Annotated in this window: 23 protein-coding genes; 13 read left to right on the forward strand and 10 right to left on the reverse strand. The window is 74.2% G+C overall.

Translation table 11 applies throughout. From position 1 onward, the window contains the following. Positions 1-8 precede the first annotated feature (8 nt). From ACWD3O_RS26930 to ACWD3O_RS26940, 3 genes are all read right to left on the reverse strand, one after another. Positions 9-584 carry an SUKH-4 family immunity protein gene (locus tag ACWD3O_RS26930; RefSeq protein WP_356130567.1) on the reverse strand — a complete coding sequence of 192 codons (576 nt, stop codon included), beginning with the start codon at positions 582-584 and terminating at the stop codon, positions 9-11. 158 nt (positions 585-742) lie between these two features. Continuing rightward, the gene (locus tag ACWD3O_RS26935; protein ID WP_451417673.1) at positions 743-2560 is read right to left on the reverse strand and encodes a hypothetical protein; all 1818 of its coding nucleotides are present in this window, start codon (positions 2558-2560) and stop codon (positions 743-745) included. After that, positions 2557-3435, reverse strand: a complete 879-nt coding sequence (locus ACWD3O_RS26940) for a nucleic acid/nucleotide deaminase domain-containing protein (RefSeq protein ID WP_451417674.1) — start codon at positions 3433-3435, stop codon at positions 2557-2559. The genes ACWD3O_RS26935 and ACWD3O_RS26940 overlap by 4 nt, the downstream gene beginning before the upstream one ends. Positions 3436-3681: 246 nt before the next feature. Between ACWD3O_RS26940 and ACWD3O_RS26945 the strand changes: the two genes are divergently transcribed. The 5 genes from ACWD3O_RS26945 to ACWD3O_RS26965 all read left to right on the forward strand — a co-directional run bounded on the left by ACWD3O_RS26945 (position 3682) and on the right by ACWD3O_RS26965 (position 10186). Then, the gene (locus tag ACWD3O_RS26945) at positions 3682-5262 is read left to right on the forward strand and encodes a WXG100-like domain-containing protein (RefSeq protein WP_451417722.1); all 1581 of its coding nucleotides are present in this window, start codon (positions 3682-3684) and stop codon (positions 5260-5262) included. After that, positions 5259-5852 carry an SUKH-4 family immunity protein gene (locus ACWD3O_RS26950; protein ID WP_451417675.1) on the forward strand — a complete coding sequence of 198 codons (594 nt, stop codon included), beginning with the start codon at positions 5259-5261 and terminating at the stop codon, positions 5850-5852. Before ACWD3O_RS26945 ends, ACWD3O_RS26950 begins: the two co-directional genes overlap by 4 nt. A 94-nt stretch (positions 5853-5946) precedes the next feature. Then, positions 5947-7764 (forward strand): HSP90 family protein, encoded by a 1818-nt coding sequence (locus ACWD3O_RS26955; protein WP_451417676.1) that lies wholly within the window; start codon positions 5947-5949, stop codon positions 7762-7764. Continuing rightward, positions 7761-9797 carry a hypothetical protein gene (locus tag ACWD3O_RS26960; RefSeq protein WP_451417677.1) on the forward strand — a complete coding sequence of 679 codons (2037 nt, stop codon included), beginning with the start codon at positions 7761-7763 and terminating at the stop codon, positions 9795-9797. Before ACWD3O_RS26955 ends, ACWD3O_RS26960 begins: the two co-directional genes overlap by 4 nt. A gap of 164 nt (positions 9798-9961) precedes the next feature. Next, positions 9962-10186: a tautomerase family protein gene (locus ACWD3O_RS26965; protein WP_451417678.1), complete on the forward strand. Its 225-nt coding sequence runs from the start codon at positions 9962-9964 to the stop codon at positions 10184-10186. 31 nt (positions 10187-10217) lie between these two features. Here the strand turns inward: ACWD3O_RS26965 and ACWD3O_RS26970 are convergent, their stop codons facing one another. Beyond that, positions 10218-10349, reverse strand: a complete 132-nt coding sequence (locus ACWD3O_RS26970) for a hypothetical protein (RefSeq protein WP_451417679.1) — start codon at positions 10347-10349, stop codon at positions 10218-10220. 345 nt (positions 10350-10694) lie between these two features. Between ACWD3O_RS26970 and ACWD3O_RS26975 the strand changes: the two genes are divergently transcribed. Continuing rightward, positions 10695-11777, forward strand: a complete 1083-nt coding sequence (locus ACWD3O_RS26975) for a PucR family transcriptional regulator (RefSeq protein ID WP_451417680.1) — start codon at positions 10695-10697, stop codon at positions 11775-11777. A gap of 97 nt (positions 11778-11874) precedes the next feature. Here the strand turns inward: ACWD3O_RS26975 and ku are convergent, their stop codons facing one another. Further along, positions 11875-12945: a non-homologous end joining protein Ku gene (ku, locus tag ACWD3O_RS26980; protein WP_451417681.1), complete on the reverse strand. Its 1071-nt coding sequence runs from the start codon at positions 12943-12945 to the stop codon at positions 11875-11877. A gap of 61 nt (positions 12946-13006) precedes the next feature. Here ku and ligD point away from each other — a divergent pair, with 61 nt between their 5' ends. From ligD to ACWD3O_RS27015, 7 genes are all read left to right on the forward strand, one after another. After that, complete coding sequence (ligD, locus tag ACWD3O_RS26985) at positions 13007-13888, forward strand: non-homologous end-joining DNA ligase (protein ID WP_451417682.1); 882 nt, start codon at positions 13007-13009, stop codon at positions 13886-13888. A 208-nt stretch (positions 13889-14096) separates the two neighbouring features. Then, entirely contained in the window at positions 14097-14459 is a 363-nt protein-coding gene (locus ACWD3O_RS26990; protein WP_451410387.1) for an SH3 domain-containing protein, read from the forward strand. Between the two features lie 57 nt (positions 14460-14516). Beyond that, positions 14517-15881 (forward strand): FtsW/RodA/SpoVE family cell cycle protein, encoded by a 1365-nt coding sequence (locus ACWD3O_RS26995; RefSeq protein WP_451410386.1) that lies wholly within the window; start codon positions 14517-14519, stop codon positions 15879-15881. Then, the gene (locus ACWD3O_RS27000; RefSeq protein ID WP_451417683.1) at positions 15878-17326 is read left to right on the forward strand and encodes a penicillin-binding transpeptidase domain-containing protein; all 1449 of its coding nucleotides are present in this window, start codon (positions 15878-15880) and stop codon (positions 17324-17326) included. Before ACWD3O_RS26995 ends, ACWD3O_RS27000 begins: the two co-directional genes overlap by 4 nt. A 212-nt stretch (positions 17327-17538) precedes the next feature. Next, positions 17539-18474: an AurF N-oxygenase family protein gene (locus tag ACWD3O_RS27005; protein WP_451410384.1), complete on the forward strand. Its 936-nt coding sequence runs from the start codon at positions 17539-17541 to the stop codon at positions 18472-18474. A 35-nt stretch (positions 18475-18509) separates the two neighbouring features. Continuing rightward, positions 18510-18803, forward strand: a complete 294-nt coding sequence (locus ACWD3O_RS27010) for a hypothetical protein (RefSeq protein WP_451410383.1) — start codon at positions 18510-18512, stop codon at positions 18801-18803. A gap of 102 nt (positions 18804-18905) precedes the next feature. Further along, positions 18906-19721 carry a hypothetical protein gene (locus tag ACWD3O_RS27015; RefSeq protein WP_451417684.1) on the forward strand — a complete coding sequence of 272 codons (816 nt, stop codon included), beginning with the start codon at positions 18906-18908 and terminating at the stop codon, positions 19719-19721. On the opposite strand, the gene ACWD3O_RS27020 is transcribed toward ACWD3O_RS27015, so the two are convergent. The 5 genes from ACWD3O_RS27020 to ACWD3O_RS27040 form a co-directional block, all read right to left on the reverse strand. Continuing rightward, positions 19711-20943 carry a styrene monooxygenase/indole monooxygenase family protein gene (locus tag ACWD3O_RS27020; RefSeq protein WP_451410381.1) on the reverse strand — a complete coding sequence of 411 codons (1233 nt, stop codon included), beginning with the start codon at positions 20941-20943 and terminating at the stop codon, positions 19711-19713. The genes ACWD3O_RS27015 and ACWD3O_RS27020 overlap by 11 nt on opposite strands. Positions 20944-21018: 75 nt before the next feature. Continuing rightward, positions 21019-21654 carry a GTP-binding protein gene (locus ACWD3O_RS27025; protein WP_451410380.1) on the reverse strand — a complete coding sequence of 212 codons (636 nt, stop codon included), beginning with the start codon at positions 21652-21654 and terminating at the stop codon, positions 21019-21021. Continuing rightward, positions 21635-22033 carry a DUF742 domain-containing protein gene (locus ACWD3O_RS27030; RefSeq protein WP_356130529.1) on the reverse strand — a complete coding sequence of 133 codons (399 nt, stop codon included), beginning with the start codon at positions 22031-22033 and terminating at the stop codon, positions 21635-21637. The genes ACWD3O_RS27025 and ACWD3O_RS27030 overlap by 20 nt, the downstream gene beginning before the upstream one ends. Then, entirely contained in the window at positions 22030-22542 is a 513-nt protein-coding gene (locus tag ACWD3O_RS27035; RefSeq protein ID WP_451410379.1) for a roadblock/LC7 domain-containing protein, read from the reverse strand. Before ACWD3O_RS27035 ends, ACWD3O_RS27030 begins: the two co-directional genes overlap by 4 nt. Beyond that, a complete protein-coding gene (locus ACWD3O_RS27040) occupies positions 22539-25724 on the reverse strand; it encodes a sensor histidine kinase (protein WP_451417685.1) in 3186 nt (1061 codons plus the stop codon). Before ACWD3O_RS27040 ends, ACWD3O_RS27035 begins: the two co-directional genes overlap by 4 nt. Positions 25725-25795 lie beyond the last annotated feature (71 nt).

Consider the following 25795-nt stretch of genomic DNA (forward strand, 5'->3'; position numbering starts at 1 on the left):
CCCCGGCGCTACCAGTACATGCCCGCGGCCATGCTGTCGAAGAGGCGGACCCATTCGCTCTCCTCGTGGGCGAAGGGCAGCGGGTCGACGGCCTCGACGGTGGCCCGGCCCTGGTCCGACAGGGCGTTCCAGCGCTCGACCTCGTCGGGCAGGCGGGAGACCGCCGCGCATGCCCGGCCCGTCTCCGCGGCGACGACGATGGTCCGCAGGAACGAGGACAGGTCGGCGTGGATGCGCAACGGGACCGGCTCGGCCTCGGCGAGCTGGTACACCTCGCCGGTACGGGGGTCGACGACGACGTGGTCGGTCGGGAAGTAGCCGACGGAGACCCACGTGTCGGCCTCGGGGCCCACCTCCCACCCGTCCTCCCGCAGTTCCTCCGCCTTGTTCACCCACTCGGGGTCGAACTCCTCGGGGAGCTCGAACCGCAGCCCGTAGCGGTGGAGTTCCGGGATGCCGACCTCGGTGAGGAGCCGGGCCGTCTCCCCGGAGAAGCCGTAGCGGCGCGCCACGTCCGGGGAGAGGCGGTGGACACGGGTGTCGGCTGCCTGCTCGACGTCCTCGCGGGTGACCGGGAACAACATGGTGACGGGTCCTTCCTCTGCCCTGGCGTGCGGTCCGGCCCGGTGGGCGCGGAACGCAGCCGGATCCTTTCATGGCTGTGCGAGGGTGCGGATGCCACCCACGACGTGTTACGGCGGCGGCCCCGGGCGGGCCGGCCCCCTGCCGGCGGGGCGCGCGCTCACCGGGGGGCGAGGCAGAGCAGGGCCTGGTCCGTGCCCACCAGCACCGCTCCCCCGGGCGTACCCGCCAGGGCGCCGACCGGCGCGCCGACGTGCAGCGAGCGGTCGCCCCGGGAGGACGGCTCGATCAGGTCCACCCTGCCGTCGCCCCAGGCGACCACCGGCGCGGGACCGGCCGGGCCGAGGACCACGGTCAAGGCGGTGACGGGGCAGGGGCGGCGGGCGACCGGAGTGGCCAGGACGTCCACGCCCGGGGCCCAGGCCCGCACCTGGCCGTCCACGCCGCCGCTGTACAGCAGGGCCGCGGGGGACGGACCGCCGTCACCGCCGTCCGCGGCGGTGTCCAGCGGCAGCAGGGCCAGGGCGGTGACGGCGCCGGAGTGGAGCGCCTCCTGGTGGACCGCGGTTCCTTCCGCGGCTTCCCCGGCCCTTCCGGCGTGCCCGGTCTCCCTGGTCCCACCGGCCCCCTCGGCTTCCTCGGCTTCTTCGGCCCCTTGCAGGGGCAACGCCCTGACCGTGCCGTCCTCGAGCCCTACCGCGAGCAGGTTCCCGACGGCGTCCAGCGCGGTGACGTGCGCGGCGGGCAGGTGCCGTTCCAGTGCCCGCGCCGCCCGTTCGAACGGGCCGGACCGGTCCGCTCCCCGCAGGCCGTCGAGACCCGAACTCCGCTGCCGAGCCGCTTCCCGGGGGATGCCCCGCAGCCTGCCGGCGGTGTCGAGGGCCCAGAGGCCCCCGTCCGGCAGGCAGGCCACGGCCGCGGGCTGCGGCTCGACGCGTTGGGCGAGACGTCCCGCAGGTGATCCGTCGGCCAGGGAGACCAGCCGCAGCACTCCCTCGTGATCGGCGACCACGGCGTGTGCGTCCCACGCGCCGGTGCCCGTGCCGAGGGCGAAGGCGGGACCGGGCCAGGGCGGCAGCGCGTCGCCCCGCACCCGTCGCCACAGCAGCCGCCAGGGCGCGTCCGCGGCCAGGCGTTCCAGTGCGGGCGCCAGGCGCGGGTCGGCCTCGTCGCCCAGGGAGCAGAGCAGCGTCAGCGCCCGCTCCGCCGGTGTCTGTTCCCGCAGCAGCGCGCGCCCGGCACGCAGCCAGGCGGTCCGCAGTCCGCCCCGCGGGTCGGGGTCCGCCTCGTAGACGGACGTGACCGCGTAGGGATCCGCGAGGCAGACGGCCTCGGGGTCGTCGGTGCGGGGTGGCGGGGCGGTGCGGGGAGAAGGGGCGGCGGTTCCCTGCCCCGCCCGCCCGGCCGGCCCCGCCTGCTGTGTCTGCCCGGTCTGCTCCTCGAGCCACGCCGCGTGGCGGGCGGCGTCCCGCCAGACGGCGTCGTCGAGGTCCATCACGGCCGCGGGCCGCACCCGCAGCACCTCGGACGCCGGTGTCCCGGGACGGGCCTCGGCGACGACGCGGACACAGCTCACCTCGGCCAGGGCCGCGACCAGGCCGGCCACCCGTGCCGGGTCCTGAGCCGCGTGGACGTCCGGCAGGACGAGAACCGTCCGCCGCCCGTCGGCCTCGAGCGCGGCGACGAGTTCCGCCGGCGTGCGCGCGGCGAGCAGCAACTGCTCGGCCAGCGCCCACGTGACGGCGTACTCCCCCAGCCCTTCCAGCGGCACGACGGCGTGCACCCCGCGTTCGGCCGGAGCGTCGGCACGGGTGCCGTTGGACGCCAGCCAGGCGAGGAGCAGCGACTTCCCGCTGTCGGCGCCGCCCGTCACCACGCACAGACGCGGCGCCCTGGGGTCGGCGAGCCAGCTCAGCAGCGCGGTGGCGGCCGGTTCCAGTCCGGCGCCCGGGCGCGGCCACGCTCCTCCGGCGGTCACAGGCGGCCCGCCTTGCGCGCGGCTTCGGTGATCATCTCCTTCATCCCCGCCTCACGGGACTCGGCGTCCTCCCCGTAGTCGTGGCTGTGGGTGAACTCGGCGTGCGGGAAGAGCGTCTGCATCCACACCGCGCAGTAGTGCCCGGGCATCATGCACGGCTCGAGTTCGCAGTACACACGCCGGACGCGCTCGGGCTCGACACCCGCGGCGGCCAGCTTCTCCCAGATCAGTTCCTCGGGGTGCGCCTTGCCCGGGCCGGTGGCGTCCGTCACGACCTGCTTGGCGCCCTGGGCGTCCAGGTACTCGAAGGCGGCGGAGAAGGGGAAGTTGAGCGTGTGGCGCACGTCGTCCAGGACGCGGGGGAACCAGCCCTCGCGCTGCGCGAAGGCCTCCGCGTCGATCCGCCGGAGGTCGGCGTTGAGTTCGCGGAACGCCGCGGCGGCGAGGGAGAGTTCGTTCGCCGCGGCGATGACGGGCAACCGCCGGTCCAGCGCGGCGAGGGCGGCGGCGAAGCCGCTCACGTGGGAGGCGACGAACAGGTCGTCGGCGTCCCCGTCCGGGAAGACCGCCTGCACCGCACCGTCCGGACGTACGCAGAGGTGACCGAGTCCGTCGCCACCGAGGCGGAGCCAGGAGTCCCGGTCGTCCTCCGCACGCGACAGGCCGTGGTGCGTGAGCCAGGGGCCGAGGGTCAGCGCCTCGTCCTGGGCGGAGGCGAGGAAGTAGCGCGACACCCGTCGGGGGATGCCGGTCTCCGCCAGTGCGGCCCTGGCGGACTCCGGCAGACGCAGGTCGAAGGCCCCGGCCGTCCTGATGCGGCGTAGCCCGTCCTGCCCGAACTGAGCGACGAGCGGGTCCGGTTCTGCGGCGGACATGGAAGAACCTCACAGAGATCGGCGGCCTGACGGTACGACGATAGTCCGTCACTCCGTGACCGGGACAGGAGCGACGAGGCGACCGCGGGCCGCGGCAATCCCTCCCCGCGACGGCGGGCGTACGGCACAGGTCTGACACAGCAACCGCCCGCGCAGGTACGTAGTTGACGAACAGTCATGCGATGCAGCAGCGTGAAAGGACAGTTGACACGCCATCGCACGGGAGAGGCGCGCCACGTGGGGATCATGCTGCCCGACGAACTGGTGAAGGTCCTGGACATCATCGGCGTCGCCTGGCCGGACATCGACGAGGACGAGATCCGTTCCTCCGCCGACGACTACCGGGCTCTCGCCACCGGGCTGAGGGACGCCGTCAAGGACGGCAACACCGCCCACTCGCACCTGGTCGGCGGCCGGAGCAAGGGCAAGGCCGTCAGCGCCATCGACGCGAGATGGACCAAGCTCGCCGGCAAGGACCTGGGCCCCTTCGCCGACGCCCTGGACACGCTCGCCGGAGCCCTGGACGAGTGCGCGGGACTGATCGAGGGCTGCAAGTACGTCTGCATCGCCGAACTCACCGCGACGGCCGCGACCGCCACCGCGGGCATCGTCGGCGCGGTCTTCACCCTGGGCGCCAGCGCCGCCCTCAGCGCCGCGGCGGTGGCCGCGTGCCGGCTCGCCGTGAAGGAGGCGATCAGTTACGCGATCGGCATGATCACCGACATCGTCACCGAGAAGATCGAGGCGAAGGTGCTCGCCGAGCTGGAGCGGATCCTCGTCGAGCAGGTCGGCCCGCAGGCCCAGGACGGGATGCGGCTCAACGGGACGGACCCCGAGCCGGCGGCCGACGGCGGTCCTGACGACGAACTGTCCCTGGTCGAGGAGGAGTTCGATCTCGCGGCGGGTGATCTGGAGAAGGCGCGCGACGACTTCGACGGCAAGAAGAAGAACCACCGCACCGGCGGAGGCAAGCGACGCGGGTCGGTCAAGAAGGACAGCCGATTCCACAAGCTGGCCACGGTGATCGACAAGTGCGAGGACCTCGTCGACAAGAAGATCGACGACGTCTTCGACGCGGTCGAGAAGCACGGCAAGGACATCAAGCGCGCCAAGAAGGACCAGAAGGACCGGGACCTCGACACCAAGGAGGAGATCGACCGGCTGCGCACCCCCGAGCAGCGGATGTACCTCCTCAACGCCGACGGCTCGGTGGTCGAGCTGTACGACAACGGCACGACGTCCAAGCCGATCTCGAAGAGCGAGCCGCTGGTCGGGCAGATCCTCCAGGACGACGGGACCTACTGGAGGCCCACGGGCCGCCGGAACCGGAACTTCACCCTGCCCCGGTCGCACAAGGACAAGGTGCGGTCCCGCAAGCTGCCTCCGGGGAAGTACAACCCGCTCGCCCACGCCACCCAGCTGGCCCGGTACGCACGCAAGGACTACAACGGCGGAAACTACGCGGCGGCCCAGTACGTCGACGACAAGGGCAACCGCGTCATCCTGGTCGGCGACAGCGGCTCCGGCCCGCACTCGGAGCGCGTCCTGGGTTACCCCATCCTGCACAACGACAGACAACGGCAGGTCCAAGCGGTCTACACGGAGAGGGAGCCCTGTCAGAAGTCACCGCGCTGCGAGGGATGGCTGGACAAGTTCTTCGAGAACGACCCGAAGGTGATGCACCACGCCAGATACGACCAGGAGCACACCCCCTCGGGCGGCAAGGTCGACGACAGCCAGCACCGGACGTACCGGCGGGAGCTGGAGAAGTGGCACGCGAAGCACGGGCCGGGCGGCGGATCGATACCCATGATGAGCAGCTGGTGACCCCTGCGCCCTTGTTCACCGTGACCCGCGCGGAGGTCGAGCGGGCGGCCGGGGTCGACGGGACGGTGCACCGGATGCCCGCCGGGGTGGCCGAGCGGTACGGGTTCCACGGCGCCGACGTGGAGCTTCTCGCCACCGTGGGGGTGCCCGGGGTCGAGGAGTACGGCTTGGAGTTCCGGGTCCCCGTCGCTTACGACCCGGAACTCACCGGCGACTACGAAGAGTTGGCGGCGGCCGGCTGGGAGGTCGGGCCCGAGGTCGACGACTGGGTGCCGTTGGGGCACTTCTCCGTCAACACGGTGTGGGCCGACCCGCGTTCCGGCAAGGTCTACCAGTTCACCGAGGGCCCGCTGCGGCCCCTGCTCCTCCACGCCGACCTGTCGTCCTTCGTCAGGACGGTCGTCGTCGCCGTCGAGACCGCCCGCGCCTGTGAACCGGTCGTCGGGCGGCCCGACGAGGAGGAACGGCTGGCCGCGCTCGTCGAGGCCGGAAAGGCCCGCGTCCGGAACGTCGACCCGCTGCCCTTCGCCGACGAGCACAGCGAGTGGCACGAGGTCTTCGGCTGCATGGAGAACGCCGTGTACTGGTGACGCGGCGGGCGGAATTCGGACGCGGCTGTCGGCGACTCGGTCTAGTGTTCCCCCAGTTCGGGAGCCCGGAAGGGCGGATGGGGGGAAGACCCAGGTGAGTCAGAGTTTCCGCGTGGATCTCCGCGGGATCGTCGATCTGCTGAGCCACCACCTGTACACCAGCCCGCAGGTGTACGCGCGGGAGCTGCTGCAGAACGCGGTGGACGCCATCACGGCCGCGCACGGCGCCGACGCCGGGGAGCGGGGCGTGGGCCGGATCGCGCTGGAGTCGGCGGACAGCACGGGGGACGGTTCGCTGACCGTCACGGACAACGGCGTCGGCCTGTCCGAGACGCAGGTGCACGAGCTGCTCGCGACCATCGGCCGCAGCTCCAAGCGGGACGAACTCGGCTTCGCGCGGCACGAGTTCCTCGGCCAGTTCGGCATCGGGCTGCTGTCCTGCTTCATGGTGTCGGACGCCGTCGAGGTCACCACCCGCCGCGAGGGCGAGCCGACCGTGCTCTGGCACGGCAGGTCCGACGGCAGCTACACCGTCCGCACCGCCGGCCCCGGCGAGGAGCGCGCGGAGACCGGCACCACGGTCACCCTGCGCCCCCGGCACGGCAGCGAGCACCTGCTGACCCGCGCATCGGTGACCGAGCTGGTGACCCGCTTCGGCGGACGGCTGCCGCACGCGGTCACCGTGGACGGCGAGGCGGTCACCGGCGGCCCCGCGCCGTGGGACCGTCCCGCCGACGAGCCGCCCGCGCGGCGCCGGGACCGGCTGGAGGCCTACTGCCAGGAGGTCTTCGGCTTCACCCCGTTCGACGTGGTGGACCTGGAGACCGCCGAGGCCGGTCTGCGCGGCGTGGCGTTCGTGCTGCCGATGCCCGCCAACCCGTCGGTGCCGGCGGCCCACCGGGTGTACCTGAAGCAGATGCTGCTGTCGGAGCGCGCGGAACGGCTGCTGCCGGAGTGGGCGTTCTTCGTCCGCTGCGTGGTGGACACCGCCGAACTGCGCCCCACCGCCAGCCGGGAGGCCCTGTACGAGGACACCCTGCTGGAGTCCACCCGCGACGCCCTGGGCGACGTGCTGCGCGCCTGGCTGGTGCGGCTCAGCCGCCAGGACCCGGCGCGGCTGCGGGAGTTCCTGCGGGTGCACCACCTCGGCGTGAAGGCGCTGGCGCTGCACGACGACGACATGCTGCGCCTGGTCGCCGACTTCTGGCCGATGGAGACCAACGTCGGCCCGCACACCCTCACCGAGTTCCGCGAGCGGTACGGACTGGTCCGCTGGACTCCGCTGGTGGACGAGTTCCGCCAGCTCGCCCCGGTCGCCGCGGCCCAGGGACTGGCCGTCGTCAACGCGGGCTACGTGTACGACGCGCAGATCCTCGAACGGCTCGCCGCCCTGGAGCCCGCCCTGGAGACGGAGGTGCTGCGGGCCGGCGACCTCACCACGCACCTGGAGCGGCTGGAGGCCGAGGAGGAGAAGGCGCTGGCGCCCGCACTGGCGGCGGCCGAACAGGTACTGGCGAAGCTCGGCTGCGACCTGCTGGTCCGGTCGTTCCAGCCCTCCGGTCTGCCCGCCCTCTACCTCCTGGACGACGACACGGCGTTCCAGATGGACCTGCGGGAGACGAAGAGCCAGGTCGACGACGTGTGGGCGTCCATCCTGGGCAGCCTGGAGGACTCCGCCGAGCCCCGGCCGCGGCTGGTGCTCAACCACCGCAACCCGCTGGCCCGGCAGGTGCTCACCCTCGTCGACCCCGAACTGCGGGCCACCTGCCTGGAGGGGCTGTACGTGCAGGCCCTGCTGCTGGGCCACCACCCGCTGCGGCCGGCCGACACCGCCGTGCTCAACCAGTCCTTCCTCGGCCTGATCGGCCGGGCCGTGTCCGCGTCCGCCACGTCCCCGGGGGAGGACCGATGAGCCGTACCGAGCAGGAGGTCCGGCAGCTCTACGCCGACACGCACCGGATGCCCGCCGGGCCCGCGAAGTTCGCGGCACTGGAACAGGTGGCGCGGCACGCCGACGCCCTGGGGCTGGTCGAGTTCGCCTTCGACGTCCGGATGCACTCGACCTCGGTGTTCCACAACAACGGGGCGGCGCAGAAGGCGCTGGTGGCCTTCTCCTGGTGCCGGGCGGCCTACGACCGCGAGCCGCAGCGCTTCGGCGGCGGCCACGAGCGGAGCCTGCTCTGGAACATGAAGTGGATGATCTACAACGTCCACCAGTTCCCTGAGATCCCCCTGGAGCGGGCCCACGACCTGCTGGAGGACATGGAGCGCCGCTACCGGCTCGGCGGGCACAGCCTGCACGCCGTCCTCCAGCACCGGGGGCTGATCGCCGAGAGCGTGGGCGAGCTGGAGGCGGCCCAGGCCCACTACGAGCGGATGGCCCGCACCCCGCGCGACCACCTCTCCGACTGCTCGGGCTGCGTGCCGAGCAGCCAGACCCGCACCCTGGTGGCGCTCGGCCGCGACGAGGAGGCCATCGCGGTCGGGGAGCCGGCCCGCACCTCCTGGTGCACCGACCAGCCGCAGTGGATCAACTCCGAGCTGCTGCTGCCGTACCTGCGCACCGGGCAGCCCCACAAGGCGCTGGAGGCGCACCGCACCGCCTACCGGCTGCTGCGCGAGAAGCCGTACCACCTGGCGGAGCTGGGGCTGCACCTGATGTTCTGCCTGCACACCGGCAACCCCGAACGCGGCTTCGACCTGGTCGAACGCCACCTGCACTGGCTGGACCGGCCGCGCACGCCGCTCGCCGAGGCCGACTTCGCGGCGGCCGCGGTGGCGGTGCTGCGGACCCTGGAGGAGCGCGGCGAGGGCGACCGCCCGGTGCGCCCGCGCACCGCCGCGGAGCGGGGCGGGGGCCCGGTCACGGTGGCCTCGCTCGCCGCCGGGCTGCGGGAGCGGGTGCTGCGCCTGGCCGACCGCTTCGACGCCCGCAACGGCAACGGCTACCAGGGCGAACGCCTCCGGGAGCGGATGGCGGCGGGCCCGCTCGGTGAGCCGCTGCCGCTCGAGGTGTTCCACCCCGCCACGCACGCCGCCGCCGATCCGCGGGCACGGCGGATCAGGAAGCTGGTGGAGGACGTGGCCGCGCTGACCGCCGCCGGCGACGGCCCGGCCGCGGCCCTGGCCCGCCTGGAGGCCACCGAGGAACTGCTGGACGCCGACCGGTACGCCGAGGCGGCGGAGGCCGCCGAGGAGGCGGCCCGCGAGGTCGACCGGCTCGGCCTGGCCGACCAGGCACCGCGCGCCGCCTGGCTGCTCTTCCGCGCCCACCGGGCGGACGGCGACCCCGCCCGCGCGGCCGCCGCCCTGCGCGGCCTGCTGGAGGGCTCCGACGACGGGTTCCCCGGCCTGCCGCCCCGGCCCCGGCTGGAGGAGGAACTGGGCCGCGCGGAGACGACCCCCGCCGCGCGCCACCGCTGGTTCCTGTCCGCCTCCCGCCGGTACGCGGCCGAGGGCAGCACCGACCAGCGGCTCCAGGCCCTGCTCATGGCCGCGCACAACGCCGAGGGCCCGAAGGCGCTGACCGCGCTGACCGCGGAGGTCACGGCGGCCCTCGCCGAGCCCGGCGTGGACGCCGCGCGGGCCGCCGTCATGCGCCTCAGGATCGCCCACGTCCTGTACCGCGCCGGACGGTACGAGCAGGCCGCCGCGTACGTCGAGGCGGTGCCCGGGGCGTCCCCCGACGCCGACCCCGACGAGCGGGTCCGGTACGCCCGCGCCCTGGCCCTCCTCGCCAAGGCGCGGTACCGGCTGGGCGAGCGCGCGGCCGCGGAGGAGGCCGCCCGCGCGTCGCTCGCCCTCGGCTCCGAGGACGACTGGGAGGTGGCCGTGGCCCTGGTCCTCACCCTGCGCGCCCGGGGCGCCGCCGAGGAGGCCGCGAAGGTCATGGCCGCCCACGACCTGGACGAGGAAGACATCGACGACGACTACCTGGACGACTGACGGAGACGAGGCCGGCCCTTCCCGAAGCCACCGCCCCGCCCCGCCGGCACCGCGCGCCCCGACGGGGCGGGGCCGCCGTCGCCCGGGCGGGGCTCCGCTGACACCATCGGGGGGTGGGCGCGCGGGTGTCGCGCGCCCGGCTGACGTGGACGGAGGGCCGGCCGATGCCGCATGTGATCATCAAGCACTTCCCCCAGGACCTCGACGAGGAGACCCGGGCGCGGCTCGCGGCCCGGGTCTCGGAGGCCGTGCGGGAGGCGTTCGGGGTACGGGAGGGTGCCGTGTCCATCGGACTGGAGCCGGTGGAACGGGAGGAGTGGGACGCGGAGGTGTACCAGCCGGACATCGCCGGGGCGCGGGACCGGCTGATCCAGTTCCCGGACTACTGACCGAGGGGCCGCAGCCGGGCCCGCGGGCCCGTCAGCCCCTCGTTTCGCTCTCCTCGCACGGCAGGAACGCCTCGAGGACACGGCGGTCCCGGCGGACCTGGTAGGCCGTGGAGACGGCGATCAGCAGCAGGGCGGGGGCGACGGGGATCAGGTAGGGGGCCATCCGGTGCTCCTTTCGGTCACGGTCGTACGCGGGCGGGGTGTGCGGGGTGCGGGACCCGCGGACGACAGGTGTGTCCGGCGGCTCACCACGCGGGGCAGAGGCGGTCCAGGTGCAGCCTGGCACGTGCCTCCGACAGTGCGCCGACTTGAGGACGGCGCCCGTGGGCCCCGGTCCGGACACGGGCCGCACTGCCGGTGTCCGGAACCGGAGCCGTCCGTGGCGCTCCCTCCGGCCCCATCATGAACTCCGCGCCCGCGGCGCCGCATTGCCGGTTTCCGGCAGTGTTGGTTAGGGTCTGCCTGCCGGAGCGGCGTCAAGAACACGTCAAGACGCGGGGGTCGAACGATGTCGTCAGCAGGCGCGGAGCCCGCGGGGTACCTGGACGGCTTCGGCGGCATCCTCGTCGAGGTGGCCTCCACCGGACGCCGCCTGACCCGCGAGGAGTTGGAGTCCCGCCGCGACCTGGGCGAGCGGGCGGCGGAGGCCGGGCTGGGGCTCCGCCGGATGGTGAGCGCCCATCTCGCCGCGGCCCGCGACGCCTGGCCCGCCTCCCCCAACACCGGTTCCCGGAGCACGAATTCGGCCGACTGCGCGCTGGCGGCGGTGCAGCAGGCGGTCGACGCGTTCGCCGAGGGGTACGAGCGGGCGCAGCGCCAGGCCATCCGCCAGGAGGAGGCGGCGCGGCGGGAGTTCATCGACGACCTGCTGCTGGGCCGCAGCGACCTGGGCCGGCTGGCCGAGCGCGCCGGGCGGTTCGGGCTGCGGCTGGCCCGGGCGCACGCGGTGGCGGTGGCCGCGGGGCCCGCCGCCTACGACGAGGGCGACCCGGTGCCGCGGCAGGTGGCGCGGGCGGTGACCGCGCGGTTCGACAGCCGGCGGATCCTGGTCACCACCAAGGACGGGCGCCTGCTGTGCGTCGCGCCCGGGGACCAGGAGGAGGTCCTCACCTGGTTCGCCAAGCAGGCGTACGCGGCGACGGACGGCGGGCAGGTCGCGGTGGGGCGGGCCCATCCGGGGCCGGGCGGCGTCGTCCAGTCCTACGAGGAGGCGCTGAGCACGCTGGAGATGGCGGAGCGGCTGGGCTTCACGGGGCCGGTGCTGAAGGCGGCGGACCTGCTGGTCTACCCGGTGCTGGCACGTGACCGGCAGGCGCTGGCGGACCTGGTGGTGAGCGCGCTGGGGCCGCTGCGGGGCGCGCGGGGCGGGGCCCGGCCGCTGCTGGACACGCTGACGGCGTACTTCGACTCCGGGTGCGTGGCGGCCGAGGCGGCGCGGCGGCTCTCGCTGAGCGTGCGGGCGCTGACGTACCGGCTGGAGCGGATCCGGAAGCTGACCGGCGCGGACCCGTCCGACCCCGCGCAGCGGTACATGCTCCAGACCGCCGCCATCGGGGCCCGGCTCCTCGACTGGCCCGCCCAGGAGCTCTGACCCCACGGCCCACGGCCCACGGCCCACGGCCCACGCAGCCACGGCGGTCGGCAGCCACGGCGGCGCGGGAAGCGGGGGCGGAGGCGGGGGAGGCGCCTCAGGCGGAGCGCTTGCGCGAGGTGGCCTTCTTGGCCGGGGCCTTCTTCGCGGCGGTCTTCTTCGCCGTCGTGGACTTCTTCGTGGAGCCGGTTCCGGAACCGGAACCCGAACCCGAGCCCGAACCCGAGCCTCCGCGGGAGCCCGAGCCGCCGCCGGAGGACGCCGTCTTCTTCCCCGCGGTCTTCTTCGCCGTGGAGGTGGACTTCTTGCCGGAGGTGTCCTTCGGGTTCGTGCGGGAGCGGCCCATCGGACGGACCTCGCCGGCGCCCTCGCCCTCCCCGTCCCCCTCTCCCCGCGACTGCTGCGCCGCCCGCACGCTGTTCTCCAGTGCCGCCATGAGGTCCAGCACCTTCCCGCCGCCGGCCGGCGCCTCCGGCAGCGCGGGCGCCTCCTGGCCCGCCGCCTTGGCCGCGACCATCTCCTCGACGGCCTCCCGGTACTCGTCGTGCAGGTCGTCCATGTCGACCTCGCCCAGCGTGTCCATCAGCGCGTCCGCCAGGTCCAGCTCCTGGTCCCGGATCCGGACGTCGCCCTCCGGCGCGACCCCCTCCGGCCGGCGGATCTCGTCCGGCCAGAGGAGGCCGTGCATGACGATCGCCTCGTCCACGACCCGCAGCATCCCCAGCCTCTCCCGTCCCCGGAGCGCGAACTTGGCGATGGCGACCTTGTTGCTGCGCTTGAGCGCCTCCCGCAGCAGCGTGTACGGCTTGGCGGCCTGCGCGCCGCCGGCGGCGAGGTAGTAGGCGGACTCCATCTGCAGGGGGTCGATCCGCTCGTTCGGCACGAAGGCGACGATCTCGATGGTCTTGGCCGTGGGGATCGGGAGCTGCTGGAGGTCCTCCTCGGTGATCGGGATCATCGAGCCGTCCGACTCCTCGTACGCCTTGCCGATCTCCGACTGGCTGACCTCCTTGTCCTCCAGTTCGCAGACCTTGCGGTAGCGGATCCGGCCGCCGTCCTCGGTGTGGATCTGCCGGAAGGAGACGTTGTGGTTCTCGGTCGCGTTCACCAGCTTGATCGGGATGCTGACCAGGCCGAAGGAGATGGCGCCGTTCCAGATCGATCGCACGTTCAGCACCCTTTCGCCGGACTTCCACCGCTATGCCCATGATGCGTGGGATTCTTATCGTATGACGCCGATCACAGAGGTGGAGGGGCGAAGGATCCCGCTCTCCAACCTGGAGAAGGTGATCCATCCGGAGGACGGCTTCACCAAGGGGGAGCTGCTGCACTACTACGCCATGGCCGCCGGGGCGCTGCTGCCGCACCTGCGGGACCGCCCGGTGTCCTTCCTGCGGTATCCGGACGGACCCCACGGCCAGGTCTTCTTCGCCAAGAACGTGCCTCCGGGTACGCCCGACTGGGTCACCACGGCGGAGGTCCCCCGGTCGGAGGGGCCGTCCCGGATGGTGATGGTGCAGGACCTGCCCTCGCTGATGTGGGCGGCCAACCTGGTCACCGAGTTCCACACCCACCAGTGGCTCGCCCAGGACCCCGGGGAGGCGGACCGGCTGGTGTTCGACCTGGACCCGGGGCCGCCGGCCGGGCTCGCCGAGTGCTGCGAGGTGGCGCTCTGGCTGCGGGACCGGCTCGCCGGGGACGGGATCGAGGCGTACCCGAAGACCTCGGGCTCCAAGGGGCTGCACCTGCTGGCGGCGGTGCGGGGCGCGTCGTCGGAGCGGACCAGCGCCTACGCCAAGGCGCTGGCGGTCGAGGCGGAGGCGGCGATGCCGCGGCTGGTGGTGCACCGGATGACGCGGAGCCTGCGGCCGGGGAAGGTCTTCGTCGACTGGAGCCAGAACGCGGGACGGAAGACCACCGCCACGCCTTACACGGTCCGGGCCCGGCCGACGGCGGCGGTCTCGGCCCCCGTCTCCTGGGAGGAGGTCGTCTCCGCCTCGCCCGAACGGCTCACCCTGCGCGCCCCCGACGTCCTCGCCCGCCTGGACCGCGACGGCGACCTCATGTCCCCCCTCCTCGACCCCGGCCACGCCGCCCCCCTGCCGGACTGACCCCTCCGCCTCCGCCACCGGGCTCCGGCCCCGCGACACCCACGCCCCGTCTCCGCGTCGCCCCCGCCCCGCGTTGGCGACACCGCGGCCCCGGCACCCCCGCCCCGCGGCCGGTGGTCCCACCCGGACGGCGCTCCACGGCGGGCGGGGCAGGGCGGCGCGTGCCAGCGTGGCAGGACGAACGGGTCCCGACACACCGGAGGTTCGCATGGCCCTGCGCCGTTCCCTGTCCCGCGTCGCCATGGGCGCCGCCGCCACCGCCCTGCTCGCCGCCGCGGCCGCCCCCGCCGTCGCCGGGCAGGGCCACCCCACTCCGCCGACCCCGCCCGGCGAGACGTTCTACCAGGGGCGCGTGACCGCCCCGGGCGGACTGCGCCTGCACACCTCCCCCTCGACGGGCAGCGAGGTGATCGGCTTCGCCCCCAGGGGTTCCGTGGTCGACATCTTCTGCAAGGCGCCCGGCGACACCGTCGACGGCAACCCGCTCTGGTACCTGCTCGCCGACGGCACCTGGGCCTGGGGCCCGGCCCGGTACATCGACAACATCGGCAAGGCCCCGCGCTGGTGCTGACATAACGGGTGCTGACATAACGGGACATCCCGCCATCCGCTTGCTACGTTCCGACCCATGACCACCGAGGCCACCCGGGTCGGGCGGGAGCGGAAGGCAGCGGGCCCCCCACCCCCCACGGCGGCACCCGTCAGCCGCCGGGGCGCGGAGCTCGCCCTGATCGTCCTCGCCGTGTTCCTGTCCGTGTGCGGCTACTGCGCCGTCGGCCTGGCCCGCACCGGTCACGTCCCGCCCGACGCCGTCCGTCACGGCGCCGGGCTCGGGGCGCTGGCCCTGGTCGCGCACGTCGTCGTCCGGCGGCGCGCCCCCCGCGCGGACCCGCTGCCGCTGCCGATCGCCGTGCTGCTCAACGGCCTGGGCCTGGTGCTGATCCACCGCCTCGACCTGGAGACGCCCGGCGACCGGGCCGCGCCCGCGCAGCTGGTCTGGTCGACCCTCGGGGTGGGCCTGTTCATCCTGGTCGTCCACCTCCTGGACGACCACCGGACGCTGCGGCGCGCCACCCGGGCCTGCGGCATCGCCGCCCTCGTGCTGCTGGTGCTGCCCGTCCTGTTCCCCCCGGTGAACGGGGCCAGGATCTGGATCCGCCTGGCAGGCTTTTCCCTCCAGCCGGCCGAGTTCGCCAAGGTGCTGCTGGTGGTGTTCTTCGCCGGTCACCTGGCCGCCCGCCGCGAGGCGCTCGCGGGGGCCGCCGCCCGCCGGGCGCCGGGCCCGGTGGTGGCGATCTGGCTGCTGAGCGTCGGGGTCCTGGTGCTGGAGCGGGACCTCGGCACCTCGCTGCTCTTCTTCGCCCTGTTCGTGATCCTCCTCTACGTCGCCACCGGCCGCCTCGGCTGGATCGCGCTCGGCCTGGCGGCACTGTCGGCCGCGGCGGTGGCCGTGGCCCGGATCGAGCCGCACGTGCGCGGTCGGGTCGCGGACTGGCTGGACCCGTTCGCCTCCGTGGAGGCCGGGCACGGGGCGGGGCAGCTCGCCCAGTCGCTGTTCGCCTTCGCGGCGGGCGGCCTGTTCGGGGAGGGGCTGGGCCAGGGGCAGTCGAGCCTGATCGGCTTCGCCGCCAAGTCGGACTTCATCCTGGCGACCGCCGGCGAGGAGCTGGGCCTGGCGGGGCTCGGCGCGATCATCGTGCTCTACGCGCTGCTGGTCGAACGCGGCTACCGCGCGGCCGAGTTGACGCCCGACCCGTTCGGACGGCTGCTCGCGGTGGGGCTGTCCTCGCTGATCGCCGTGCAGGTCTTCGTGATCGCCGGCGGGGTGACCGGGCTGATCCCGCTGACCGGGATGGCGATGCCGTTCCTCGCGCAGGGCGGATCCTCCGTGGTCACCAACTGGGTGATCGTCGCGCTGCTGGTCCGGCTCGGGGACGCGGCCGACCGCGCCCCGGACGAGGGCGAACCGCTGGACGGGGAGGGGCGGCCATGACCCGCACCGTGCGCCACGCCGGACTGCTCTGCCTGCTGCTGCTGGCCGCGCTGCTGGTGAACGCGGCGCGGGTGCAGGTGCTGGAGGCCGGCGCCCACGAGCGCCACCCGGCCAACCGGCGGGCCGACATCGACCGTTACCACCGGCCCCGCGGCGACATCCTGGTCGGCGGACGCCCGGTGACCGGCTCGGTGGACACCGGCGACCGGCTGCGCCACGAACGCACCTACACGGACGGGCCGCTGTACGCGCCGGTCACCGGCTTCGCCTCGCAGGCGTACGGCACGACCCTGCTGGAGGCCGTCGAGGACGACGTCCTCTCCGGCCGCCACCCGCTGCTCGCCGCCCTCCCGCTGCTCGGCGGCCCGGCGGACCGCGGCGGCGACGTGCAGACCACCGTCCTGCCGGCGGCGCAGCGGGCCGGGTTCGCGGGGCTGGGCGGCCGGAAAGGCGCGGTGGTGGCGCTCGAGCCGGCCACCGGGCGGATCCTGGCAGTGGTGTCCACCCCCTCCTACGACCCGGCCGACCTGTCCGGCAACGGCCCCGCCGCGGCGCGGGCCTGGCGGCGCCTGCTGGGCGACCCCGACCAGCCGCTGCTCAACCGCGCCGTGCGGCAGACCTATCCGCCGGGCTCCACGTTCAAGGTGGTCACCGCCGCGGCCGCACTGGAGGCGCGGCTGGTCCGCGACCTGGACCAGCGGGTCGGCGAACCCGGCCCGTACCGGCTGCCGGGCACCGGTACCGAGCTGACCGACGAGCGCGCGGAGTGCGGGCGGGCGACCCTGCGGCAGGCCTTCGAGTGGTCCTGCAACACCGTCTTCGCCCGGCTCGGCGTCCGGGTGGGCGCCGGGCGGATGGCCCGCACGGCGGAGGCGTTCGGCTTCAACGACGACGGGCTGCGGGTGCCGTTCGGGGTGGCCCGGTCGACGTTCGACCCGGACGTCGACCCGGCGCAGCTCGCGCTGGCCTCGATCGGGCAGTTCAACACCCGGGCGACGCCGCTGCAGATGGCGCGGGTGGCGGCGGTGGTGGCGGGCGGCGGGACGACGCGCACGCCGTACCTCGTGGAGCGCACGACGACGGCCCGCGGCACGACCATCGGACGGGCCGGACCGCGGGGGCTGCGGCAGGTGCTGCGGCCGGCGACCGCGCGGCTGCTGCGGGAGCTGATGACGGGGGTCGTCACGGACGGCACGGGCGGCCAGGCGGCGATCGACGGGGCGGTGGTGGGCGGCAAGACCGGGACGGCGCAGCACGGGGTGGGGAACGCGGGGACGCCGTACGCGTGGTTCGTGTCCTGGGCGCGGGGCGAGGGGGAGCTGGAGCCGCGGGTGGCGGTGGCGGTGGTCGTCGAGGACGCGGCGGCGGACCGCGGCGACATCACGGGCGGTGACGTGGCCGCCCCCGTCGCCCGCGCGGTCATGCGGGCGGTCCTCACCTCCTGACCCTCCTGACCCTCCTCCCCCGCCGCCGCGGGGCGGAGCGTGCCGTTCCCGTCCGCGCGGGCTCCCGCGGAAGCCGGACGGGCGGCGGACGTCCGGCGCACTCGTGCCGTCCAGGGGATTGACGCTCTTGCTGACGCGCAGTCTCATAAGAGCAGTACCGTCGGTAACACCCCCCGCACCGCACGACCGACCGCACGACGAGGTGGAGAGCCATGACCGTGACGGAGACCGACACGCTCGCCGGACTGCGTGACGCACTGGGCCTGCTGAAGGACCGCGAACAGGTCGCCAAGCGGCTGCTCGACTCGTCCGCCAAGCACTCCTTCGACCCGGACAAGGAGCTGGACTGGGAGGCCCCCTTCGAGGAGGGCAAGTGGTTCTGGCCGCCGGAGCTGGTGTCGCTCTACGGCACCCCGCTGTGGAAGCGGATGAGCGAGGAGCAGCGCATCGAGCTCTCCAAGCACGAGGCCGCCGCGCTCTGCTCCCTCGGCATCTGGTTCGAGATCATCCTGATGCAGCTGCTCTGCCGGCACATCTACGACAAGAACCCGACCAGCAACCACGTCCGGTACGCCCTCACCGAGATCGAGGACGAGTGCCGGCACTCCAAGATGTTCGCCCGCTTCATCCAGCGCTCCGGCTGCCCGGAGTACCCCGTCAGCACCGTGCACCAGCACCTGGGGCGGCTCTTCAAGACCATCTCCACCACCCCCGGCTCGTTCACCGCGACGCTGCTCGGCGAGGAGATCCTCGACTGGATGCAGCGGCTGACCTTCCCGGACGAGCGGGTCCAGACCCTCACCCGCGGCGTGACCCGGATCCACGTCGTGGAGGAGGCCCGCCACGTCCGGTACGCCCGCGAGGAGCTGCGCCGGCAGATGGTGACCGCGCCCCGCTGGTCGCGTGAGTTCACCCGGCTCACCTCCGGGGAGTTCGCCCGGGTCTTCTCGGTCGCCTTCATCAACCCCGCGGTGTACACCAACGTCGGCCTCGACAAGCGGCAGGCGATGGAGCAGGTCAAGGACAGCGCCCACCGCCGGGACGTCATGCAGACCGGCGCCAGGAAGCTGACCGACTTCCTCGACGACATCGGCGTGCTCCGCGGCCCGGGCCGCAAGCTCTGGCAGTCCTCCGGCCTGCTGGCCTGACGCCCGCGGCCGTCCGGGGCCGCCACACTGGAGGGGTGAGAAGCGAAGAGACCCCCTTCGAGGGCGGCCCCCTGGACGGCCGGACGCTGCCCGTGCTGCTGGGGACGACCGGGCAGCCGCCGAAGTACTACAAGGTGCCGGTGCCCGACCCGGACGGCGCGCCGCCCACGGTGCTGGTGTACCGCCGAGAGCCCCGCGGCCACGGCCGCCGACTGGGACTGCCGGTCGGCTGGAAGTACGTCTTCGTGCCCGGCGCCACCGGCGACGAGGGCCGCCCCCGCTGGCCCTGGTCCCGCCCCTCGCGCACTCCGGGGACCACCGACGGGTGACCGGGTTGCGCCACTCGCCGACCCTCGGCGCGCGGCCCGGCGCGGGCCCACCCATCCTGCCGGTGCGGAGCGGAAGGACCGCCCCGCGCCGGAGGTGACGTCATGTCAGGACGCCTGTCGCGCGGTTCCGTTGCCCGCCTGCTGTGCGCCGCCGTGGTCGGGGCGGGCGCCCTCTCCCCCGCACCGGCCGCCCTCGCCGACGACGATCCCGCGCCGCCCTCGGGGGCGTGGCAGCGGCCGGTCGCCGTCCTCCTCGCGGACCTGCGCACCCTGCACCGGCAGGCCGACCGGGCCGCCGAGGAGTACCGGGCCGTCGACGAACGGCTCGCGGAGCAGCGCAGGCGGGTGGCCGCGCTGGACACGCGGCTGGCCACCACCCGGCTCTCCCTCGACGACAGCCGCGCGGCGGCCGGACGGTTCGCGCGGGCCCAGTACCGGGACGCCGCCGGGGCGGTGTCGCCCTATGTGCGGGTGCTGTTCGCCCGCGATCCGCAGACGGCCGTGGAGGAGGGCCGGCTGCTCGCCCGCGCGGCCCGCGAGCACGCGCGGTCGGTGGAGCGCCTGACCGGCGGCGAGCACCGGGTCCGCGACCTGGCCCGGCGGGCCCGCGCCGCGCTCGACGGTCAACTGGTGCTGGCGGAGCGGAGGAAGAAGGCGGACGCCAAGGTCCGCTCCCGGCTCCACCGCATCGAGGAGCTGCTCGCCTCGCTGTCGCCGGGGCAGTTGGAGGCGCTGGCCGCCTACGAGCGGCGCACCGGGAAGAGGATGACCGCCCCGGGTCCGGCCGGGACCGCCGCCGGGACCGCCGGTGGCGGCGCGGGGTCCGGCCGCGAGGCGGTCCGGGACGGGCCCGCCGCCCGGCCGGGAGGCGGGGCGGCGGGAACCAAGCGGGCGTTGGACGGTGTCGTCAGCCGCTGACGGAGGCCAGGTAGGCGTTGGCCTTGTCGGGCTCGAAGAAGAAGTTGTCGAAGTCCGCGGGGTCGTTGAACCCGTTGGCGAACCGGTCGGCGACCGGCTGGAGCTGGCCCGCGGCGCCGATCAGGTTGAGCACGTGCTCCGGCGGCGGCGCCAGCATGGCGTTGGTCCACCTGGTGACGTGCTGCGCGGTCGCCCAGTAGCGGTCGAAGGCGGACCGCATCCAGTCCTCGTCGAACGGCTTGTCGCCGTGCTCGAGGATGGCGTCCAGGTAGGCGGCGGCGCACTTGGAGGCGGAGTTGGAGCCCTGCCCGGTGATCGGGTCGTTGGCCACGACCACGTCGGCGACGCCGAGCACCGAGCCGCCGCCGGGCAGCCGGCCGATCGGGTTGCGCACGGTCGGGGCGTACCGGCCGGAGAGCGTGCCGCCCGCGTCGGTGAGCTCCACCTTGGTGGCCCGGGCGTACTCCCAGGGGGTGAAGCGCTCCATCAGTTCCAGGGTGAGCGCCAGGTGCTCCGACGGGTCCTTGACGCCCTGGAAGACGTCCAGCGGGCCGCCCGGGACGCCCTCCCAGAAGAGGATGTCGGCACGCCCGGAGAGCGTGTACGTCGGCATGATGAACAGCTCGCCGACGCCCGGCACCAGGTTGCAGCGGACCGCGTCGAACTCGGGGTGCTCGGGGCGCGGGCCCAGGCCGTGGACGTACGCCACGGCCAGCGCGCGCTGCGGCTCGGCGTAGGGGGAGCGCGAGGCGTCCCGCTCGAACATGGAGACCAGCTCGCCCTTGCCCGCCGAGACCAGCACCAGGTCGTACGTGCGGGAGAAGTAGTCGAGGTCGGAGACGGCGGCGCCGTGGATGACGAGCTGGCCGCCGCGCTGGGCGAAGGTCTCCATCCAGCCGGCCATCTTCACCCGCTGGTCGACGGACTGGGCGATGCCGTCCAGCTTGCCCACCCAGTCGATCACCCGCTGCGACTCCGGTCCGGCGACCGAGACGCCCAGGCCCTCGATCTTCGGCGCCTGGGACTCCCAGAAGTTGAGCTGGAGATCCCGCTCGTGCTGCAGGGCGGTGTGGAACATGCACTGCGTCGACATGACGCGGCCGGAGCGGATCTCGTCCGCGGTCCGGTTGGACATCAGGGTGACCTCGTACCCGTGCTGCTGGAGTCCGAGGGCGAGCTGGAGGCCGGACTGGCCGGCTCCGACGACGAGTATCTTCCGCATGCGGGATGTCTCCTACTCGGGACGCTGGGGGCGGGGCGTCTGGTTGCCCAGGCCTGACGGGCAGGCCGCGCGGGCCTACTCGGGGAGGGAGTCGAGCGCGTGGCCGACGAGGGCCAGCAGGGTGTCGACCACCGCGATCCGGCTGCGCGCATCCATGATCATGACAGGTACCGCCGGAGGTATGGACAGCGCCTCCCGGACGTCCTCCGGTTCGTACCGCTCGCTGCCCTCGAAGTGGTTGACGGCGACGACGTACGGCATGCCGCAGCTCTCGAAGTAGTCCAGCGCGGGCCAGCAGTCCTTGAGACGGCGGGTGTCGGCCATGACCACGGCGCCGACCGCGCCGCGGGCCAGGTCGTCCCACATGAACCAGAACCGCTGCTGGCCGGGCGTGCCGAAGAGGTACAGGACGAGGTCGTCGTCGAGGGTGATGCGGCCGAAGTCCATGGCCACGGTGGTGGTGGTCTTGCCGGGCGTGGCGGTGATGTCGTCGGTGCCGGCGCTGGCCTCGGTCATCAAGGCCTCGGTCTCCAGCGGCTTGATCTCCGAGACCGTCCCGACCAGCGTCGTCTTGCCGACGCCGAACCCGCCGGCCACCAGGATCTTGGTGGCCACGGGGGCGCGGTTGCGGTCGGTCTGCCACGGCTTGAGGACCTCCTCCTCCGCGTCGGTCACCGCTTCGTTCACGGCATCAGAGACGGCGAAGGCCATGGAGCACCCTTTCGAGCAGTGCGCGGTCGGGACGGCCGGAGGTGTGGCCGGTCCCGTACACGCGGATCTTTCCCTGGTCCGCGAGGTCGCTCAGCAGGACGCGGACGACACCCAGCGGCATCTTGAGCAGCGCGGCGATCTCCGCCACGGTGCGCATGCGGCGGCAGAGCTCGACGATGGCGCGCATCTCCGGCATGACCCGGGTCACCAGCGTGCCGTTCGGCAGCTCCTTGCGCTCCGGGGGCGCGTCCAGCGCCGCCACGAAGGTCTCCACCAGCAGCACGTGCCCGAAGCGGGTCCGGCCGCCGGTGAGCGAGTAGGGGCGGACCCGGGCGGGTTTGCGGTCCCCGCCACGGACCGGAAGCCTGGGGGCGCTCATCGTCCGCTCCTCACGGTGGCGTCCTTGCGTTCCATGGAGTCGCGCAGCTCGTCCCGGAGTTCGGGCGTCAGCACGTGTCCGGCCCGGCCGACGAAGAGCGCCATGTGGTACGCGATCACGCTCATGTCGCAGTCGGGCGCGGCGTGCGCGCCCAGGAGCGAGCCGTCGCTGATCGCCGTGACGAAGAGGCTCCCCTCCTCCATGGCGACCATCGTCTGGCGGACGCCGCCGAAGTCCAGCAGCTTGGCGGCGCCGACGGTGAGGCTGCCGATGCCGGACACCACCGTGGCCAGGTCGGCGGCCGAGCCGCGCGGGCCGGCCGGCGCCTTCCTGTCCTGTTCCTTCTCCTTGGGGGCGTGGTCCGCCGGGTCGGAGGAGAGCAGGAGCAGGCCGTCCGAGGAGACGACCGCCACCGACTGGAGTCCGGGTACCTCCTCCACGAGGTTGGTCAACAGCCAGTGCAGGTTGCGAGCCTCACTGCTCAGTCCGACGGTGCTGGGCGCGGTCAACTGCTTGCCTCCTCGACGGTTCCCCCCGTGGCCTGCTCGGATGCGATCCCCTCACGGGGGTGCGGCACGTCGGCCCCCTCACCCCGTTCCCCCTGCGGACCCGGCTTCCCCTCGCCCGGCCCGCCAGTCGTCGACGCCAGCTCCGCCTCCACGTCACGGCGGCCGGCCTGCGACCCCTTGTGGAAGCCGCCGAGCCTGCGGCGCAGCGCCTCGGCGTCCACCGCCTTGCCGTGCGCCCGCGGAGCCGGGGCGCTCACGATCTTGGGCGTGCGCTTGGGCAGGCCCTTGTCGGTCACCGGCTCGGCCCCGGCCTCGTCCGCCGCGCGCTCGTGGCGCTCGGGGCCGATGGCGTACGGGTCGGCGTTCCCGTCCCGGCCGGCCGTCCCGTCCCGGCCTGCGGTCCCTTCCCAGCCCGCGGCCAGGTGCTCCGCCTGCGCGCCGGTCATCTGCTCCGGGAGCCGCACGGCGGTGGTCTCCTCGGCCGCCGCCTCGTACCGGTCCCCACCGGTGCGGGCGGCGCCGGCGGCGGCCGCGGCGTCGGCCTCGGCTTCGCTTCCGGCTTCGGCGGGGGTCTCCGCGCGCGGCGCGGGCGCGGCGATCGTGAAGGCGGAGTCCCCGTCGGTGCTCACGGTCGGGGCCGCCGCGCGGTCGGCGCCGGCCGCGGTGGCGATGCCGTCGGCCGCGGTGGCCGTGCCGTCGGGCGCGGTGGCCGGTCCGTCGGCGCGGGCCTCGGCCGCGGTCCGGGCGGCCTGGGCCGCGATGGCCTGCTCGGCCGCCGCGATGACGACGTCGACCGGTTCCCCGGCGGCGGTCACGCCCGCGGCGGCGCCGTCGCCGGAGACCGTCTCCTCCCGCGGCGCGGGCACCGGCGCGGGTCCGGCCCCGACGGCCCCGGTGGCCGCCCGGCGGTCCCCGGCCGCGGCGTCCAGCTCCGCCGCGCTCCGCCGGGCCTGCGTACGGCCGGGCAGCACGTTGGAGTTGGCCTCCGCGTCCGCACCCGGCAGGGCGGTCGGGGCGCCGTGCTGCTTGAGCGGCGCGGTGGTGACCGGCGCGGCGGCCGGCGCGGCGGCCAGCAGCGAGGTGGGCAGCACCGCGACGGCGGTGACGCCGCCCTGCTTCTGCTCGCGCAGCCGCACCCGCACCCCGTGCCGGTGCGCGAGACGGGCCACGACGTACAGGCCGAGCCCCAGGCCGTCGTCCTCGTCCGGCCGGTGCGGCTGCTCCGGGTCGAAGTGGGCCAGCCGGTTGTTGAGGCGCTCCAGCCGGTCCCCGGTGACGCCGATGCCCTCGTCCTGGACGGAGAGCATCACCTCTCCGCTCTCCAGCAGCCAGCCGGAGACCTCCACCGGCAGCTCCGGCGGCGAGAAGGCGGTGGCGTTCTCCAGCAGTTCGGCCAGCAGGTGGCTGAGGTCGTCCGCGGCGAACCCGGCGAGGTGCGCGGCCGGCGGCAGCGCCCCGATCCGCACCCGCTCGTACCGCTCGATCTCGCTGACCGCGGCGCGCACCACGTCCACCAGCGGCACCGGTCCGGCGTGCTGCTGCCCGTGCTCGACGCCCGCCAGCACCAGCAGGTTCTCGCTGTGACGGCGCATCACCGTGGCGAAGTGGTCGACCTTGAAGAGCGTGGAGAGGCCCTCCGGGTCCTCCTCGCGGGCCTCCATGCCCTCGATGACGGTGAGCTGGCGCTCCACCAGGCCGAGGATCCGCAGCGCCAGGCTGACGTAGGCGCCCTCGACGGAGTCCTCCGACCGCTCCAGCTCCTCGCGGGCCGCGTCGAGCTCGGCGCGCAGTTCCTCGCGCGCGTCGGCCATCCGCTGCCGCTCGCCGATCAGGTGCTTGCGGTCGGCCTCCAGGGTGCCGATCCGCTCCTGGAGCGCCAGCGCGTGCGCGTGCAGGGTGTTGACCGAGCGGACGACCTGGGAGAACTCGTCCTTGCGGCCGGTGAACCGGATCGGCTCCTGGCCCTCCGGGTTCTCGGCGAGCCGCGCCGAGCCGAGCCGCAGCACCGCCAGCGGCCGGGTCAGCGAGCGGGCCAGCGCGGTGGCGATGCCGACCGCGACCAGCAGCAGCGCGACCAGCGCGGCGATGCGGATCTCCAGCTCGGTGACGTCGTTGTCACGGAGCTCGACCAGGTTCTTCACACGGCTCTCGTAGAGCGAGGACTCGGCGCCCCGCATCAGGTCGAGCCGGGAGGACAGCGCGGCCGCCAGCTTCTTCGGGTCGGTGCCCAGGTCCTTGTCGTTCAGCTGCGGCTGGTCGGTGAGGCGCTCCAGGTAGTCGCGGGCGGCCTCCGACTCCGGGCCGGTGACGGTCGACTCGAAGGCGGCCGCGGTGCGGTCCGGCGCCGTCTCGCGGAACTCGGCCAGCGAGGCGTCCGAGCGGACCTGGGCCTGCTGGGCGGCGGCGGAGAGCTCGTCACGCCGCTTCGCGTCGGCCTCGGTGGCCACGCGGCTGATCGTGGTGGCGCCGGTGACCGGGTCGTAGACCGGGGTGCTGGTGCTGGGCACGGCCAGCGCGGCCAGCAGCAGGCCGCGGGCGGCGGCGGCCTGCTGGACGGCCGAGTCCAGCTCGGCCAGCGCGTGGGCGCCCGCTCCGGCGCGCGGCGGGGTGTCGTCGGCCAGGGCGCCGGCGAGCCGGTGGAGCTCTGCGATGACCTGGGAGTACGCCTCGTGCGCTTCAAGAGCGGTGCTCTTGCCGGAGAGCGCCGCTCGCCGCACGGTCGCGATCTCGTCCAGGTCCGACCGCAGGGCGGCCGGGACGTCCGGGTCGCCGCGCAGATCCTCTATCTCCCGGTCCACGCGCGCGCCGCGCTGCTCGGAGGGGGCCCGGGACTCGGGCCGGCCCGCCGCGATGTAGGGGGTGACCTCGTCCCGTTCGTCGGCGAGGGCGTGGGCGAGGGTGAGGGCGTCCTGGGTCTGCTCGGTGAGCGTCACCAGGTCCCTGCTCTCGTCCAGCCGCCCCGCGGCGGAGAGGACGGAGGGGGTGCCGGCTGCCGCGACGGCGGCGGCCACCACGGCCACCGCGACGATGAGCCGGTTGCGTACGTGCGTGGGCCGGCCCCGGCCCACCTCGCCGCCGGCCGGGGCGGACGCGCCCGGGGTGCCGGTGGTGGTGGGCGAGTTCTCCGTGCCCTCGCGGGAGGCCTTCTTCTTGCCCGTACGCCGAGGCCGCGTCTTCTGCACCGGTGCTCGCATTCCTGACTCGTGTACCCAAGGCCCGGGTGACCTGCCGTCAACTGGGGCGACACTCACCC

The organism is Streptomyces sp. NPDC002640, from assembly GCF_053592575.1.

Excerpts from the sequence above, each read along its gene's own strand:
- ACWD3O_RS26930 (WP_356130567.1), bottom strand. The coding sequence starts at position 584 with ATGTTGTTCCCGGTCACCCGCGAGGACGTCGAGCAGGCAGCCGACACC.
- ACWD3O_RS26940 (WP_451417674.1), bottom strand. The coding sequence starts at position 3,435 with ATGTCCGCCGCAGAACCGGACCCGCTCGTCGCTCAGTTCGGGCAGGAC.
- ACWD3O_RS26945 (WP_451417722.1), top strand. The coding sequence starts at position 3,682 with ATGCTGCCCGACGAACTGGTGAAGGTCCTGGACATCATCGGCGTCGCC.
- ACWD3O_RS26960 (WP_451417677.1), top strand. The coding sequence starts at position 7,761 with ATGAGCCGTACCGAGCAGGAGGTCCGGCAGCTCTACGCCGACACGCAC.
- ACWD3O_RS26965 (WP_451417678.1), top strand. The coding sequence starts at position 9,962 with ATGCCGCATGTGATCATCAAGCACTTCCCCCAGGACCTCGACGAGGAG.
- ACWD3O_RS26970 (WP_451417679.1), bottom strand. The coding sequence starts at position 10,349 with ATGGCCCCCTACCTGATCCCCGTCGCCCCCGCCCTGCTGCTGATCGCC.
- ACWD3O_RS26975 (WP_451417680.1), top strand. The coding sequence starts at position 10,695 with ATGTCGTCAGCAGGCGCGGAGCCCGCGGGGTACCTGGACGGCTTCGGC.
- ligD (WP_451417682.1), top strand. The coding sequence starts at position 13,007 with ATGACGCCGATCACAGAGGTGGAGGGGCGAAGGATCCCGCTCTCCAAC.
- ACWD3O_RS26990 (WP_451410387.1), top strand. The coding sequence starts at position 14,097 with ATGGCCCTGCGCCGTTCCCTGTCCCGCGTCGCCATGGGCGCCGCCGCC.
- ACWD3O_RS26995 (WP_451410386.1), top strand. The coding sequence starts at position 14,517 with ATGACCACCGAGGCCACCCGGGTCGGGCGGGAGCGGAAGGCAGCGGGC.
- ACWD3O_RS27000 (WP_451417683.1), top strand. The coding sequence starts at position 15,878 with ATGACCCGCACCGTGCGCCACGCCGGACTGCTCTGCCTGCTGCTGCTG.
- ACWD3O_RS27005 (WP_451410384.1), top strand. The coding sequence starts at position 17,539 with ATGACCGTGACGGAGACCGACACGCTCGCCGGACTGCGTGACGCACTG.
- ACWD3O_RS27015 (WP_451417684.1), top strand. The coding sequence starts at position 18,906 with ATGTCAGGACGCCTGTCGCGCGGTTCCGTTGCCCGCCTGCTGTGCGCC.
- ACWD3O_RS27020 (WP_451410381.1), bottom strand. The coding sequence starts at position 20,943 with ATGCGGAAGATACTCGTCGTCGGAGCCGGCCAGTCCGGCCTCCAGCTC.
- ACWD3O_RS27025 (WP_451410380.1), bottom strand. The coding sequence starts at position 21,654 with ATGGCCTTCGCCGTCTCTGATGCCGTGAACGAAGCGGTGACCGACGCG.
- ACWD3O_RS27030 (WP_356130529.1), bottom strand. The coding sequence starts at position 22,033 with ATGAGCGCCCCCAGGCTTCCGGTCCGTGGCGGGGACCGCAAACCCGCC.